This is a genomic window from Micromonospora sp. NBC_01638 (assembly GCF_045209745.1).
In the GTDB taxonomy this organism is placed as follows: domain Bacteria; phylum Actinomycetota; class Actinomycetes; order Mycobacteriales; family Micromonosporaceae; genus Micromonospora.
Genome location: NZ_CP109273.1, coordinates 5,256,809 through 5,272,175, shown reverse-complemented (window position 1 = coordinate 5,272,175; position 15,367 = coordinate 5,256,809). Strand labels below are relative to the sequence as shown.

Below are 15,367 nucleotides of genomic sequence, written 5' to 3'. Positions count from 1 at the left end.
CTGGGGGGGCCGTGCGAATTGAATTGCTGGGGCCGTTGTCCGCGTCTCACAACGAGACGTCAATCGTTCCGAGTGCCGCGAAACCGTGCCAAATACTCGCACTGCTGGCTCTCAACCCGGATCGATTGGTGACTAAGTCGGATCTCTTCGAGGAACTGTGGGAAAACAATCCTCCGCAGAGTGCGACGACCACCATTCACACCTACATCCATCAGCTGCGCCGACTCATCGACAAGGCGGTCGACGGCCGGCACCCGACGGGCTCCCGGGAGATCCTGGTGACCCACCGCAGCGGATACTCGCTGAGCCACGCCGTCACCGACGCCCAGGAGTTCCGCCGGCTCTCCGCTGAGGGCACCCGGGCGTCCGAGGACGGCGACCGCCGGATGGCCAGCCGGCTGCTCGGCGCGGCACTGGACCTGTGGCGCGGGCCGGTGCTGTCGGACGTCCAGATCGGCCCGCTGCTCGGCTTGGAGGCGATGGCGCTTCAGGACGCCAGGGAGGCCGCGCTCAGCCGGCGGATCGACGCCGACCTGCACCTGGGGCGGCACCACGAGATCGTCGGTGAGCTGCGCACGCTCTCCAGCCGCCACCCGATCAACGAGCGGTTCGCCGCCCACTACATGGTCTCGCTGTACGAGTCCGGCCGGATCAATGGTGCGCTGCAGGAGTTCCAGCGCATTCGCACGTTGCTCATCGATGAGCTCGGTGTCGAGCCGGCCCCGCGCCTGCGCCGCCTCCAGGAAGTCATTCTCAGTGGCGGCCGGCCGCTGCTGGACCCGGTCCTGACCGCCATGGCATAGCTCGCACCTGGGGCGCCGGAGCTCCGGCGCCCCACAGAGATTTCTGTCATCAAGTCAACACAATGGGGTGCCGACAGGGCCCGCCGTCCGTGATCTACTGACCATAATGAATATTGAAACTTGCGCGAGCGGGCCGGGCTGCACGCCGGGCCCGTCTTCGCGTCACCTTGGTTCTGCCCATTTTTCCCCTATCCCGCCCATGGCCCCGCCGTTATTCCTTTCTGCCCGGTTCAGGTCGGTTTTGTTAAATGCGGTAGACGGCGCGGGTCACCGAGGTCACGGCGGTTATGGGCGATGGTCGCGCGTCCCGCGAACCGGACCGTGCTGATGGCTGGTTCGTTCGCGGAAGGTTGCCAGCGCGCGGGTCGCGGTGCCGGTCCGGAGCTGGAAAACGCTCGCGCGGGCAGTTGCAGCTCGCGCCCAGTTTTCGACGGCCCGGTGCCAACGGGCGGCGACCCGCCGGGTGCGCTGCTCGGTGCGGCCGTGTCCGCGGTCGGTGTCCTGGTCCCTGCGGTCTGCGAACGCGGTGTCGGCGACTGACAGCAGGTCGTGTGCGGCTCGCAGGGCCAGGGGCTGGCTGTCCAATCAGGCACACAGTGACGGGGCCGTGCTGTCCCGCCCGGGTCGATGACAGAACGGAGGCCCATGTTGTCATCGCCGCAGTTGAGGATTCTGCTGGCCGAGGACGTCCACATGATTCGAGGGGCCCTGGTCGCTCTTCTTCAGTTACAGCCAGATTTCGAGGTCGTCGTCGAACTGGCACGTGGCGACAAGATTTTGTCGGCGGCGCTCAGTCACCGTCCACAGGTGGCCATCATCGACGTGAATCTGCCCGGCCTGGACGGGTTGAGCGCGGCCCGTCAACTGCACCTTCAGTTGCCGACCTGCCGCACCCTCATTCTTACCGGCATCGAACAGCCCGGCATGCTGGAACGCAGCATCGAGGCCGGGGTGACCGGATTCATCCTCAAGGGATCGTCGCCGACCACCCTGGCGGCGGCCGTCCGCGAGGTCGCGGCGGGACGCCGGGTGGTCGACTCGCAGATCGCCCTGGCGGCGCTCAACGAGCGCCGCTTCAACCCGCTGTCCCCGCGCGAGGCGGAGATCCTCACCAAGACCGCGCACGGTCACTCGGCCGGGGAGATCGCGTCGATGCTGCACCTGTCGATCGGCACGATCCGCAACAACCTCACGTCGATCACGGCGAAGCTCGGCGCCCGCACCCGGGTCGACGCGGTGCGCATAGCCCGCGACGCCGGCTGGATCTGACTGGAACCGCACCGGTTCACCGGGCTGCTCGCCCCGCCCGAGCGGACGCCGACCAGGCCCGGGTGTTGGCCGGGCCTGGTCGTTCACGTGCCGCCGGTCAGGTGGCCACCGGGACCGAGGGGCGGTCGGTGTCCGTGCCGGTCGCGGTGTCCGCCGGCGCCCGTGGCGGCAGGCCACGGAAGCCGATGATGCCGGTGAGCAGGCTCAGCCCGACCCAGACGAAGAGGGTCGCGATGCCCGCCTGGAGGGCGTCGTTGAGCGCGTCCGCGCCGACCCGGCCGTCTGCGGCGTACTCGGTGATGCGGTGCTGGAGCACGGTGGCCGCGACCGCCAGGCCGAGGGCACCGCCGACCTGGGTGGAGACGTTGAGCAAGGCCGACGTCGTGCCGGCGTCCTCCTCGGTCGCCTCGGACGTGCCGACGGTCGGGGTCGGGATGAGGCAGAGCACCAGGCCGACACCGAGCAGCGTGGTGATCGGGAACAGCACCGACCAGTACGACGCGTCAACCGGCGTCCTCAGCAGCAGGACCAGCATGACGGCCAGCAGGACGGCGCCGATGACGTATGGCACCCGGGCGCCGATCTTCGGGATCGCCTTGGACAGCGGTCCCGCGACGATCATCATGGCGAGCGTGGTCGGCAGGTATGCCAGGCCGGTCTCCAGCGGGGTGTACCCGAGGACGCTCTGCATGTAGATCGGCAGCAGCATGAAGCACGGGATCATGACGCCGGCGGTGAACAACTCGCCGAGGCTGCCGGCGACCACCCCGCGCAGGCGGAACAGCCGCAGCGGCAGCAGCGGCGCCTCCGCCCGCTGTTCGATCACCACGAACGCCGGCAACATGATCACCGCGATCGCGAACGACACCAGGGTGCGCGTGCCGGTCCACCCGTGGTCGTTGACGCTCACGATGGCGAAGACCAACGCGCCGAGACCGAGCGTGCCGGTCAGGCCACCGAGCACGTCCGCCTTGGGGCGCGGCCCGACCGGGGCACCGCCCGGGATGAGCGCGAACGCGGCGAACAGCAGCACTGCGGCGATCGGCAGGTTGATGTAGAACGCGAGCCGCCAGTTGACGTCGACGATGGCGCCACCGAGCAGCGTGCCGAGACCGGCGCCGACGCCGATGACCGCGCCCCAGACGCCGAACGCCTTGCTCCGCTCGGTCGGGTCCTTGAACGCGACGACCAGGATGGACAGACAGGCCGGGGAGAGACCAGCCGCGGCGATGCCCTGGACCGCCCGGGCGGCCATGATCTGCGTGTCGGTGTTCGCCATCGCGGCCAGCAGCGAGCCGGCCGCGAAGAGCACCAGCCCGCCGATGAACATGCGCCGGCGCCCGATCACGTCGTTGAGCCGGCCGCCGAGCAGCAACAGGCCGCCGAACAGCACGATGTAGTTGTTGAAGACCCATTGCAGGCCGGTGGCGGAGAGCCCGAGATCCTTTTGCAGCTGCGGGCCCATCACGCTGGCGACCGTGGTGTCGAGCGCGATCATCAACTGACCGACTGACACCACGGACATGATCAGCCAGCGGCGGCGGTGCAACGCCGACTCGCGCCCGGCTGCGACCTGGACTTGCTCGCTCATGGCGCTTCCTTTCGCCCTTACCTACGGATATGTCCTGCGCCGGTGTACAGACCGATCATTTAGGGAGCACTGCTCTTTGTCAAGAGCATTGATTTTTTTCCGGGCCACTGATCTAATCAAGTCGTCCTGATCTTGCCCGGCACGCGAAGGAGAGTCCGGGCACGGCAGCCTACATCGGGATTCATCGATCAAATGCCCGACCGGCCCGCTACCCGCTTAGGAGGCCACAGGTGCGGATCATCGCCACTGTCTGCTCAGCCATCCTCGTCATGGAGTTCGTCCTGCACGGGCTGGCCATGTTCATCGGCATGGAGGCCGGCATCGATCCGCTGACCAAGCACTTCGGCTTCCGGCCGGAGCGCTGGCTGGTCCTGCTCATCGGGACGTTCGACGCCGCCGCAGCGACGTTGCTGGTCCTCGGGTGGTGGCATCCGTCGGCCGCCGTGCTGGGTGCCGCGTACGCCCTGGGCTTCTTCGGCCTGATGCTGGTCCTGCGCTTTCACCGGCACCTCGGCGGCATCCTGCCACCGGACTTCCCCCTGTTCTTCACCCTGGGGGCGGTCGTGCTCGTGCTGAGCCTCCTGCGGTGACCCGGCAGCATTGCGCCCCCGCCTGAGCGGGCGCCGCGGTTCAGCCCTGGCGACGCCCACTCCAGGTTCGTCCCGGCTCACGATTCACTCCCCCGTCGTTAGGGGTTCCACCGTGGCCTACGCCTCTGGAGCGGCCCTTGGGCGAGCCCGCGCTCCAGAGGCGTTGGACCGCGCTACGGCAACCTCACGGCATGGCGCGCCTGTGGCCCACCCTGGGCATCGTGATCCGGCGGGTCGCCGGCTGGATCGCACAAGGACTGATCAGTGTGGGCGAGTCGGCCGCCCCGGTCCCCCTGCCGCAACGCACGGCCCCGGCAGCACGACCGACCCGAGGGCAGCCGTGCCGGCCGCGGTACGGGTTGCTGTCCTCGGCGCCGCACCGGACGGCGCGGCGGCCGCCCGGCCGGGGCCGGCCGCGCTGATCACCCCACTCGCGAGGTGCCTCGATCGGGTACCCGGTTCGGGCGCGCCGCGCCGAGTGCCGGTCGTCCTCAGCCGACGCTGAGCCGCGCTCAAGGGCCGGTCGAGCCGCGCCCGCCATGCTCGGTGCAAATGGTGCGACCACAAGGAGGCGCTGTGCGTTGGGACAACATCTATCTGGCCGGGCTCGGTGTACACCTGCCAGAGGAGGTCTACACCGCCGAGCAGGCGGTCGCTGACGGCGTCTACGACGCGACCGCCGCCGAGACCAACGGAATCCGCGCGGTCCGGGTGGCCGGGCCCGACGAGTCCGGCCCGGTGATGGCGGCCGCGGCGGGACGGCAGGCGGTGGAGCGCTCCGGGCACCGCCCCGAGGACTTCGACGCGGTGCTGCACGCGTACGTGGGACACCAGGGCCGGGAGTTCTGGAGCCCCGCGCACTACGTGCAGCAGGAGACCGTGGGCGCCAACGGCGCTTCGGTCACCATGGAGATCCGCCAGGGCAGCAACGGCCTGCTCGGCGGCATCGAGCTCGCCGCCTCGCACCTGGTCGCCCGCCCGTCGGCCACCGCCGCGCTGATCACCTCGGGCGACGCCTTCCACCTGCCGTTCATCGACCGGTGGACGAGCGACGACCAGACCGTCTTCGGCGACGGTGCCGCCGCGGCTGTGATCTCCAAGCGCGGCGGATTCGCCAAGGTGATCAGCACGGTCAGCGCCACCGAGCCGAGCCTGGAGCCGCTCTACCGCGGCCCCGAGCCGTGGTCGAGGACGCCGTTCGACGACGGCAAGCCGGTGAACCTGACCGCCCGCAAGGACGACTGGCTGATGAAGAACGAGGACGCGTACGACGACGCCGTGGGCCTGGTGGGTCAGAAGGTGGCCGGGGTGCTCGAGCAGCTCCTCGACGAGGCCGAGATGACCCTCAAGGACGCGCAGTGGTTCGTCCACGCGACGCTGATCCGGCCGATCGCGGAGTGGAGCTTCTACAAGACGCTCGATCTCGACCCGGCCACCACCACCTACGAGTGGGGCCTGGACTACGCCCACATGGGCAACTGCGACCAGTTCGCCGGCATCAACCACCTGTACGAGACGAACCGCCTGAAGTCCGGCGACCGCCTTGTCACGATCGGTGCCGGCATCGGTTTCATGTGGACTGCCGCGGTGATCGAGATCGTCTGACCGCCGGGAAACGCCCGGGCCGCTACCTACGGCCCGGGCCTGTCAGGTTGACGGCACCGCTCTGTGCCAAGCCTCTGGCGGGAGAGCGGTCGCAGCCGCAATCGCGCTCGGGCGGGCGGCATCGGTGTTGGCCAGCCGGCGGTACGTTGCAGCCGACCGGCGTTCCCGCGCGACGCACTGTGGTGGTGGACACGAATCCGCTGCGTCGCGGCCACTTTTCGCTGGTGCGACGTAGCGTTGAGGGCTACCCAGGGCGGGTCCGCATGCCGCACGCCTGGTTGACGCCGACCCGCGAGGTGAAGATGGTGCACGCCCGGTGACCATGACGACTGATTCGCGGCCGGGCACGCTTCCGCCGATGGGCACCGCACCGGCGGCCCTCGCGGTGTTCCGTTCCTCCTCGGCCCCGGTCCGCCGCACACTTGTCGACATTCTCGACGAGACCGTGCGCGCACACCCCGACGCCCACGCTCTCGACAGCGGCGCCACGGCACTGACGTACCGCGAACAGGCCGACGAGGTCGAGGCCGTACGAATGTCGCTCGCCCGGCACGGGATCGGCCGCGGCGACCGGGTGGGCGTCCGGATCTCGTCGGGTACGGCCGAGCTGTACCTGGCGATCCTCGGTGTGCTCGCGGCGGGCGCGGCCTACGTGCCGGTCGACGCGGACGATCCCGAGGAACGCGCCGAGCTCGTTTTCGCCGAGGCGGGCGTCGCCGCGGTGCTCGGTGACGGGCTGACGGTGTCGCTTCGCCGTACCCCCGCGGGCCGGACCGGCCGGCCCGGCCCGGCCGACGACGCCTGGATCATCTTCACCTCCGGCTCGACGGGCACCCCGAAGGGTGTCGCGGTCAGCCACGGCGCGGCGGCGGCTTTCGTGGACGCCGAGGCGCAACTGTTTCTCGCCGGCGAGGCCGATGAGGCCATCGGCCCGCAGGACCGGGTCCTGGCAGGGCTGTCGGTGGCGTTCGACGCGTCCTGCGAGGAGATGTGGCTGGCGTGGCGGCACGGCGCCTGTCTGGTGCCGGCCGCGCGGTCGCTCGTCCGCAGCGGCGTCGACCTCGGTCCGTGGCTGGCCGAGCAGCGCATCTCCGTGGTGTCGACCGTGCCGACGCTCGCGGCACTGTGGCCGGTCGAGGCGCTGGAGGACGTCCGGCTGCTGATCTTCGGTGGGGAGGCCTGCCCGCCTGAGCTCGTGCAGCGCCTGGCCGTCGAGGGCCGCGAGGTCTGGAACACCTACGGACCGACCGAGGCGACCGTGGTCGCCTGCGCCGCGCGGATGACCGGCGAGGGACCGGTACGCATCGGGCTGCCGCTGGCCGGCTGGGAGCTCGCGGTCGTCGACGGGTCCGGCGCTCCGGTCGGGATGGGCGAGACCGGCGAGCTGGTGATCGGCGGGGTGGGACTCGCCCGCTACCTGGACCCGGGCAAGGACGCCGACAAGTTCGCGATGCTGCCCGCGCTCGGCTGGCAGCGGGCCTACCGCAGCGGGGACATCGTCCGGGCGGAACCCGAGGGACTTCTGTTCGTCGGCCGCGGCGACGAACAGGTCAAGCTCGGCGGACGCCGGATCGAGCTGGGTGAGATCGACGCCGCACTGCAGGCACTGCCGGGAGTCGCCGGTGCTGCCGCGGCGGTGCAGCGGACCGCCGCGGGCAATCAACTGCTGGTGGGGTACGTGGTGCCGCAGGACGGCGTCGCATTCGACGCCGCGACGGCGGCGCTGCGGATCCGTGAGCAACTGCCGGCCGCGCTAGTTCCGCTGCTGGCCGTGGTGGATGCGCTGCCCACCCGTACGTCCGGCAAGGTGGACCGGGCCGCGCTGCCCTGGCCGCTGGTCACCGCTGAGGACGTCGCGGGTGAGCTGACCGCGACTGAGGCCTGGCTCGCTGGCGGCTGGGCGGAGATTCTGGGCGTACGCCCCACCGAGGCGGACGCGGACTTCTTCAACCACGGCGGCGGCAGCCTGAACGCCGCGCAACTGGTGGCGTGGATCCGACGTCGGCACCCGCGGGTCTCGGTGGCCGACATTTACCTTCACCCCGAGCTCTCGCGGCTCGCGGCCGTGCTCGACGCGCTCGACAGCACGGTGGCAACGCGCCGGGAGGTCCAGCCGACGCCCCGGCGCGCTGGGCTGATCCAGGCCGTGCTCATGGTGCCGATGCTCGCGCTGGTCGGGCTCCGCTGGCTGACCATCCTGGCCGCCCTCGGCAACGTCCTCGCCCTGCTGGCTCCGGCACCCTGGGCGCCGACGGTGTCCTGGTGGTGGGTGGCGCTGGGCTGGGCGCTGCTGTTCAGCCCGCTCGGCCGGATCGCCGTGGCCGCCGGAGGAGCGCGACTACTGCTCCGCGGGGTGCGCCCGGGCAGCTACCCGCGCGGGGGCAACGTGCACCTGCGGCTGTGGGCCGCCGAACGGCTCGCCGAGCTGACCGGCGCCACCAGCGTCGCCGGAGCATCCTGGATGATCACTTACGCCAAGGCGCTCGGCGCGCAGATCGGCGCCGACGTCGACCTGCATTCCGCACCGCCGGTCACTGGCCTGCTGAAGCTCGGCCGCGGCGCGGCGATCGAGCCGGAGGTCGATCTGTCTGGCCACTGGGTCGACGGCGATGTCGTCCGCATCGGCAAGGTCCGTGTCGGCGCCGGCGCCCGGGTCGGATCCCGCAGCACCCTGATGCCGGGCGCCCGGGTCGGCAAGGGCGCACGCATCGCCGCCGGCTCGACCGTGACCGGCGCCGTGCCAGCCAACCAGCTCTGGGCCGGTGCGCCGGCCGCACCCGCTGCCAAGGATTCGGCCGGGTGGCCCGGGCAGCGTCCCCCGCGGTCGCGGACGGGGGCACGCCTCTGGCCGATGGCGTACGGGATGACCGCCCAGTTGCTGGGGCTGGTGCCGGTCGTCGCCGCTCTGCCGGCGCTCGCCCTGCTCGGCTGGACGCTCATGGTCCGACCGGCAGTCGGTGCTGTGCTGGCCGCCGTCGCGGTGGCGACCGTCGCCTACGTCGTGGGCTATGCGCTGCTGGTGCTCGGGGCCGTCCGGGCGCTCAGCATCGGCCTGCGCGCCGGGTACCACCCCGTGCAGGGGCGGGTGGCATGGCAGGTCTGGACGACCGAGCGGCTGATGGGGATGGCCCGGGTCGGGCTGTTCCCGCTCTACGCCAGCCTCTTCACACCGGTGTGGCTGCGGCTGCTGGGGGCCAAGGTGGGGCGCGGAGTGGAGGCCTCCACGGTGCTCGCACTGCCCACGATGACCACGGTTGCCGATGGGGCCTTCCTGGCCGACGACACCATGGTCGCGACGTACGAGCTGAGCCACGGGTGGCTGCGTGTCGCTCCGGCCCGTATTGGCAAGCAGGCATTCCTCGGCAACTCCGGGATGGCGGCACCGGGCAGATCGGTGCCCAAGCGTGGGCTTGTCGGCGTGCTGTCGTCGGCGCCGCTCAAGGCGAAGAAGGACTCGTCGTGGCTCGGCGCGCCGCCGATGCCCTTGCGCCGCACCGTGGAGGCCGCAGACACCAGCCGCACCTTCGACCCGCCGGTTCGGCTGAAGCTGGCCCGGGCCGCGATCGAGCTGTGCCGGATCGTCCCGGTGATGGTCGCCGCCGCCCTGGCGGTCGGCGTTCTGGCCGTACTCGCGTTCGTGTGGCGAACCGCCGGGTGGGGAGCGGCGGCGCTCGCCTCCGGGCCGGTGCTGCTGGGTGCGGCGATCGCCGCCGCCGCCATCGCGACGGCTGCCAAGTGGCTGCTGGTCGGGCGGTTCCGGGTCACCGAGCGCGCGCTGTGGACCTCCTTCGTGTGGCGCAACGAGCTCGCCGACACGTTCGTCGAGGTCCTCGCCGCGCCGTGGCTCGTCCGCTTCGCGACCGGCACGCCGCTACTCACGCTGTGGCTGCGCACGCTCGGCGCGAAGATCGGCCGGGGCGTCTGGCTGGAGACCTACTGGCTGCCCGAGTACGACCTGGTGCGGCTCGGCGACGGCGCCACGGTGAACCGCGGTTGTGTGGTGCAGACCCACCTGTTCCATGATCGTGTGATGAGCATGGATGAGGTGGTACTGGGCGCGGGAGCCGCGCTGGGCCCGCACGGCATCGTTCTGCCGGGCGCGAGCATCGGCGCGCGGACCACCGTCGGACCCGGTTCGCTGGTGACCCGCGGCGACGCCGTTCCGTCCGACAGCCGGTGGTTGGGCAACCCGATCGCGACCTGGCCGGCGCCGGTCGCGCGGCCAGCATGACCGCCGGCACCGAGCGGCACACGCCGGGGCATGCCGACGGCGCCGTAGCCGGGGGCCTGTTCGAGGTTGGCCCGGCATGAGCCCGCAGGCGTCGGCGTCGCCCGGTGCCACGCCCGGTGCCGAACGCTCGGGCGACTCGTACCTGCCCGAGCACGGCAACGGTGGCTACCGGGTGCTGCACTACGACCTCGACCTCGATTACCGGGTCGTGTCGAACCGGCTCGGCGGCCGGGCCGACATCACCGCGGTGGCCGTGCAGCAGTTGTCGCGGTTCACGCTCGATTTCGGTCGGCTCCGCGTGCAGAACGTCCGGGTGGACGGGCGCCCGGCAAAATACCTCCACCGGCCGGACAAGCTGCAGGTCAAGCCTGAGCGGCCGATCGACGCCGGGGACACCTTCCGAGTGGACATCCGGTACGCGGGGCAGCCGGTGCCCATCTCCGGCCGTTGGGGCGAACTCGGGTGGGAAGAGCTGACCGACGGGGCGCTCGTGGCCAGCCAGCCGAACGGGTCACCGTCGTGGTTCCCGTGCGACGACCAGCCCGGCGCCAAGGCCACCTTCCGGGTGGCGGTCACGACCTCCTCCCCGTACACGGTCCTGGTGACCGGTGATCCCGTCCTGCGGCGGCGTGGCGCGGGCAGCACCACCTGGGTGTACGAGCGGCACGAGCCCACCTCGCCGTACCTGATGAGCGTCCAGATCGGACGCTACGAGCTGGTGGACCTGGCTGCCGGCGGAGTGGTGCAGCGCGCGGCGATCCCGCCCGCACTGCGCAGGGACGTCGCCCACGACTTCGGCCGGCACGGCGAAATCATGTCGGTGCTGCAGCGGCTCTTCGGGCCGTACCCGTTCCGGGAGTACGTCGTCGTGGTCGCCGACGACGAACTTGACGATCCGGTCGAAGCGCAGGGCATGGCCGTCTTCGGACGAAACCACGTCGACGGGCAGCGCACGCACGAACGGCTTGTCGTGCACGAACTGGCCCACCAGTGGTTCGGCAACAGCCTCACGGTGGCGGACTGGCGGCACATCTGGCTCAACGAGGGCTTCGCCACGTACGCCGAATGGTTGTGGTCCGGCGTCTGCGGCGACGTGCCGGCGGACGCGCTGGCCGCGCAGTGGTACGCGCGCGTCGCGGATCACCCGAGCGACGTCATCGTCGCGGACCCCGGCGTCGACCGGATGTTCGACCCGCTGGTCTACAAGCGTGGCGCGCTCACGGTGCATGCCGTGCGAAAGAGGATCGGCGACGAGTCGTTCTTCGCGCTCCTGCGAGCCTGGGTTGCCGAGCACCAGCACGCGACAGTGACGACCGAGCAGTTCCGTTCACACGCCCAGCGCTTCGCCCGCGAGCCCCTGGACGGCCTGTTCGCCGCGTGGCTCGACAGCCCGGCGCTGCCCCCGTTACCTCGTTGACCGCAGGGCGGCCGTTCGCCAGGCGGCACCGCGATGACCCCTGGGTGGCCCCTTGACAGTGAAGAGCGTGCACAGCCACACTACGCCTGCTAATTCGATTTAGCAGCGCAAGCGGGTCCACGGAGTGCCGAACCGGGTCATATCCAACGGGCAACCGAGCACGCGACACGGGATCGATTCGAGGCGAGACAGGGAGTCTCTCAGTTGCCAGTGTCCGAACAAGACCACCAGGAAAGACTGCAGAGGAGTATGCCCAGATGAGGCAAGCGATCGCAGGACGCAGGCTCAGGCGTGCGATCTCGTTACTCGCGTTCATGTCACTCGGTGCGGGCGCCATCGTCTCCGCGCCAGCTGCCGCCGCAGGCGAGTCCGCGATTGTGCAAGGCGCGACCGTCAGGGCGGATCGCGATTCACCGACCGGATACACCGTCAAGTTCGTCTACCACAATCCCAATGCCACACAGGTCCGCCTTGCCGGGGACCTGACCCTGCTCGACGTCAATACCGGCACCACGCGGTATCAGCCGGAAGCGTGGCAGCCGGGGCGGTACCACGCTGGCGGCACCGAGTTTCTCAGGGACATGACCAAGGATCCGAAGGGATACTGGTCGGTCTCGGTCCCGCTGCACGCCGGAAGTCTCAGCTACTGGTACCGGGTCTGGGACCCGACTCAGGGTTGGGTGAACAAGCGCATCTGGGATCCGGCCTCGACGAACCCTCGACCGTCTGGCGAGTCCTCGTTCCGTGTCAGGAACAACGACGTTCTCGATGCCGTGTACGTGCCGTACGCCGAGAAGCAGAACGACCCGGTGCTGAAGGAACGTGCGGAATACGAGCTGCCGGTGGCGGACCGCTCGCAGCGGGGCACGGTCACGTACGTTCCCTACACCACGATTCTGGGTGACAGCGGCCACTACCTCGGCGTCTACCTACCGGCCAATTACGATGCCAATCGTGCAGAGCCGTACAAGGTTGCGTACCTCGCTCACGGCATCTTCGGTGACGAGACCGATTTCATGGTCCCGGCGAATGTCCCGAACATCCTGGACAACATGACGGCCAGGGGCGAGATCGAGCCCACGGTGGTTGTCACCATGGGGAATCACTTCACGGGCACCAGCCTCGGCTTCGCCTCTTACAACCAGACCAACGCCGCCAACAATCTGGTCCAGACGATCCTCCCCCTCATCGAAGAGAGCTACAACGTCTCGACCGAGCGTGCGGGGCGCGCCTACGCCGGATTCTCGTACGGCGGGATGACGGGCGCCCACGTCATCCGGGGCTACCCGACCACTTTCGGGTTCTACGGACACTTCTCCGGTAATCCGTCCCTCACGGCGCAGGACTACGACAACATCGCGGGCGCGGTCGGCGATGATGACCTCTTCGTGTTCCTCGGTAATGGTGTCTTCGAGGGTAACCTCAACGCCCAGAACACCATCGCGGACAATTTCAGGGCTCGAGGATTCGCTGCCGAGACAACCCAGGTCGCCGGCGCGCACGACGCGATGACCGCGAGCCAGCTGTTCACCATCTTCGCCCGGGATTACCTGTGGTCGGGGGTCGACTCGGTGTCGGTGACACCCACGACTGAGAATCTGACGAAGGGCTGGGTCAGGCAGTTCAGCGCTCAGGTGACGACCAACGAAGGTGTGAGCCCGGCGGTGACGTGGTCGGTCAGGGGAGCAACCTCGGCGGGCACCACCATCTCCGCGGACGGTCTACTCTCGGTGGCCGCTGCTGAGACCGCGTCGTCGCTCACCGTCGTGGCGACGTCAGTGGTCGACCCGACCAAGGCAGGCTCAACCCAGGTCACCCTGACGCCCCCGGGCACGGCACGAGTCGCCGTGAAGGCGAAAGCCGCACCTGCGTCGATCGCCCGTGGTGGCACGTTCGAGCTGAACGTCGATGTGCGGGCACAGTCCCAGCACAAGAAGGCTCCGAAGGTGACCGGTGAGATCGCCGTCACCTTCGGCGGCACCACGCAGGTGGTTTCACTGATCGGCGGTGCGGCCGTCATCAAACTGCCGACCACCGGACTGTCAGCAGGGGTGTACCCGGTCCACGTCGCCTACTCCGGTGACCCGACCTACGCTCCCGCCGCGGCAGACCACCAGCAGCTGCGGGTTCGTTGACATCCTCTCCGCTCTAAAGGACGGAGATTCCCTCCACGCTGCGCGTGGAACACGCGGCGTCCGGGTGGGTTACCGCTTCTCTGCGCGGTGCCAGCATCGCTGCTGGTCTTACCTGCGCTCCACGGTCGTTTGAGTTGTCTGCCTGCCCGGCGGCCAACACGTTGATGGCGGCGTTGACGTCCCGGTCGTGGGCTGCTCCACAGGGGCAGTCCCACGCTCGGACATTGAGCGCCATCTTCTCGTTGATGCGTCCGCACGCCGAGCACATGGGGGTGGACGGGAAGAACCGGTCCACCCGGCCGAACGTGCGCCCGTATCTCGCGGCCTTGTACTCCAACATGCCGGTGAAGCCGGCCCACCCCGCATCGTGCACGGACCTGGCGAGCCGGGTCCGGCCGAGACCGACGACGCACAGGTCCTCGACGTACACCGCTTGGTTGTCGCGGATGATCCGTGTCGAGAGCTTGTGCTGCCAGTCCCGCCGGGTATCGGCCACCCTCGCGTGAGCCTTCGCCACCTTCACGACAGCCTTCTTGCGGTTGTTCGACCCGCGCTGCTTGCGGGACAGATCCTGCTGCAATCGCCGCAGCTTGCGGGCCGCACGGCGCAGGAACTTCGGCGCCGTCACCTTCGTGCCGTCCGACATGACCGCGAAGTGGGTCAGGCCCAGGTCGATCCCGATCTCCGAGTCGGCCGGGGACAGCGTCTCGTCCTCGGTGCTCTGCACGACGAACGAGGCGAAGTACCGGCCCGCCGCGTCCTTGACGATCGCAACGCTGGACGGGTCGGACGGCAGGGAACGCGACCAGCGCACGTCCAGGTCCCCGATCTTCGGCAGCCGCAGGCGGCCGTTGTCCAGGACCTTGAACCGGGAGTTCTTCGTGAACCGGATTGCTTGCCGGTTGTCCTTGCGCGACCGCAACCGAGGCGGTGCCAACCTGCGCCCCTTGCGTTTCCCGTTGATCGAGGCGAAGAAGTTGCGGTACGCCGTGTTCAGGTCTGCGAGTGCCTGCTGCAAGACGACCGACGACACCTCGCCCAGCCATGCCCGCTCCGGGGTCAGCTTCGCCTCGGTGATCAGCCGCCGGGACAGCTCGCCGTCCGAGACGTACTTCTCGCCCGCCTCGCGTGCCTGCCAGCGCCGGCGCAGCCCGTCGTTGAACACCACCCGGGCACACCCGAACGCCTTAGCCAGCTCAATCTGCTGGCCGGGCGTCGGGCACACACGGTAGTTGTAACGAAGCTGCACGAACGCACCGTACCAATGGTTTATGGCTGAAATCGAAGGCATACGCACCGGTAGACACTGCGTGTTCGCCCTGCACGCCCACTTGGTCTTCGTCACAAAGTTCCGGCATCAGGTGTTCGGTGACCAGCACCTCGCCCGAATGGAGGAGATCATGCGGGACGTGTGCCGCGACTTCGAGACCGAGCTGGTCGAGTTCAACGGCGAGAACAACCACGTCCACCTGCTGCTCAACTTCCCACCCAAGGTCGCCCTGTCGAAACTGGTCAACAGCCTCAAGGGCGTATCCAGCCGCCGGCTACGGCAGGAGTTCCCCGACCTGCGGCGGCACTACTACCGGGCCAACAAACTCTGGTCGGGCTCGTACTTCGCAGGCTCCGTGGGCGGCGCACCGCCGAGCATCATCAAGCAGTACATCGAGCAGCAGAACCGCCCGGTTTAAGGCACTGCTCAGGCATTGGCGGCCCTCCCAGCGCGGGC

Annotated in this window: 10 protein-coding genes; 8 read left to right on the top strand and 2 right to left on the bottom strand. The window is 69.3% G+C overall.

The annotated features are described in order from the left end of the window. Positions 1 to 11: 11 nt before the first annotated feature. Together OG811_RS24620 and OG811_RS24615 are read left to right on the top strand one after the other, a co-directional pair. Positions 12 to 803 carry a BTAD domain-containing putative transcriptional regulator gene (locus OG811_RS24620; protein ID WP_406069037.1) on the top strand — a complete coding sequence of 264 codons (792 nt, stop codon included), beginning with the start codon at positions 12 to 14 and terminating at the stop codon, positions 801 to 803. 645 nt (positions 804 to 1,448) lie between these two features. Further along, positions 1,449 to 2,072: a DNA-binding response regulator gene (locus OG811_RS24615; RefSeq protein WP_406069035.1), complete on the top strand. Its 624-nt coding sequence runs from the start codon at positions 1,449 to 1,451 to the stop codon at positions 2,070 to 2,072. Positions 2,073 to 2,169: 97 nt separating this feature from the next. Here the strand turns inward: OG811_RS24615 and OG811_RS24610 are convergent, their stop codons facing one another. Beyond that, the gene (locus OG811_RS24610; RefSeq protein ID WP_406069033.1) at positions 2,170 to 3,663 is read right to left on the bottom strand and encodes an MFS transporter; all 1,494 of its coding nucleotides are present in this window, start codon (positions 3,661 to 3,663) and stop codon (positions 2,170 to 2,172) included. Positions 3,664 to 3,893: 230 nt separating this feature from the next. Between OG811_RS24610 and OG811_RS24605 the strand changes: the two genes are divergently transcribed. The 5 genes from OG811_RS24605 to OG811_RS24585 all read left to right on the top strand — a co-directional run bounded on the left by OG811_RS24605 (position 3,894) and on the right by OG811_RS24585 (position 13,641). Next, on the top strand, positions 3,894 to 4,253 hold the full coding sequence (locus OG811_RS24605; RefSeq protein WP_406069032.1) for a hypothetical protein: 360 nt from the start codon (positions 3,894 to 3,896) through the stop codon (positions 4,251 to 4,253). A 576-nt stretch (positions 4,254 to 4,829) separates the two neighbouring features. Further along, the gene (locus OG811_RS24600; RefSeq protein WP_406069030.1) at positions 4,830 to 5,858 is read left to right on the top strand and encodes a ketoacyl-ACP synthase III family protein; all 1,029 of its coding nucleotides are present in this window, start codon (positions 4,830 to 4,832) and stop codon (positions 5,856 to 5,858) included. Between the two features lie 358 nt (positions 5,859 to 6,216). Next, a complete protein-coding gene (locus OG811_RS24595) occupies positions 6,217 to 10,089 on the top strand; it encodes a Pls/PosA family non-ribosomal peptide synthetase (RefSeq protein WP_406069028.1) in 3,873 nt (1,290 codons plus the stop codon). Between the two features lie 76 nt (positions 10,090 to 10,165). Further along, positions 10,166 to 11,506: a M1 family metallopeptidase gene (locus OG811_RS24590; RefSeq protein WP_406069026.1), complete on the top strand. Its 1,341-nt coding sequence runs from the start codon at positions 10,166 to 10,168 to the stop codon at positions 11,504 to 11,506. A gap of 257 nt (positions 11,507 to 11,763) precedes the next feature. Then, complete coding sequence (locus OG811_RS24585; RefSeq protein WP_406069024.1) at positions 11,764 to 13,641, top strand: alpha/beta hydrolase-fold protein; 1,878 nt, start codon at positions 11,764 to 11,766, stop codon at positions 13,639 to 13,641. A 13-nt stretch (positions 13,642 to 13,654) separates the two neighbouring features. Here the strand turns inward: OG811_RS24585 and OG811_RS24580 are convergent, their stop codons facing one another. Next, complete coding sequence (locus OG811_RS24580; protein ID WP_406069022.1) at positions 13,655 to 14,890, bottom strand: RNA-guided endonuclease InsQ/TnpB family protein; 1,236 nt, start codon at positions 14,888 to 14,890, stop codon at positions 13,655 to 13,657. A 22-nt stretch (positions 14,891 to 14,912) separates the two neighbouring features. On the opposite strand from OG811_RS24580, the gene tnpA reads away from it, so the two are divergent. Then, a complete protein-coding gene (gene tnpA, locus OG811_RS24575; protein ID WP_406069020.1) occupies positions 14,913 to 15,329 on the top strand; it encodes an IS200/IS605 family transposase in 417 nt (138 codons plus the stop codon). Positions 15,330 to 15,367: the final 38 nt, after the last annotated feature.

Coding starts and splice junctions, on each gene's coding strand:
- OG811_RS24615 (WP_406069035.1), top strand. CDS start 1,449: ATGTTGTCATCGCCGCAGTTGAGGATTCTGCTGGCCGAGGACGTCCAC.
- OG811_RS24610 (WP_406069033.1), bottom strand. CDS start 3,663: ATGAGCGAGCAAGTCCAGGTCGCAGCCGGGCGCGAGTCGGCGTTGCAC.
- OG811_RS24595 (WP_406069028.1), top strand. CDS start 6,217: ATGGGCACCGCACCGGCGGCCCTCGCGGTGTTCCGTTCCTCCTCGGCC.
- OG811_RS24590 (WP_406069026.1), top strand. CDS start 10,166: ATGAGCCCGCAGGCGTCGGCGTCGCCCGGTGCCACGCCCGGTGCCGAA.
- OG811_RS24585 (WP_406069024.1), top strand. CDS start 11,764: ATGAGGCAAGCGATCGCAGGACGCAGGCTCAGGCGTGCGATCTCGTTA.
- tnpA (WP_406069020.1), top strand. CDS start 14,913: ATGGCTGAAATCGAAGGCATACGCACCGGTAGACACTGCGTGTTCGCC.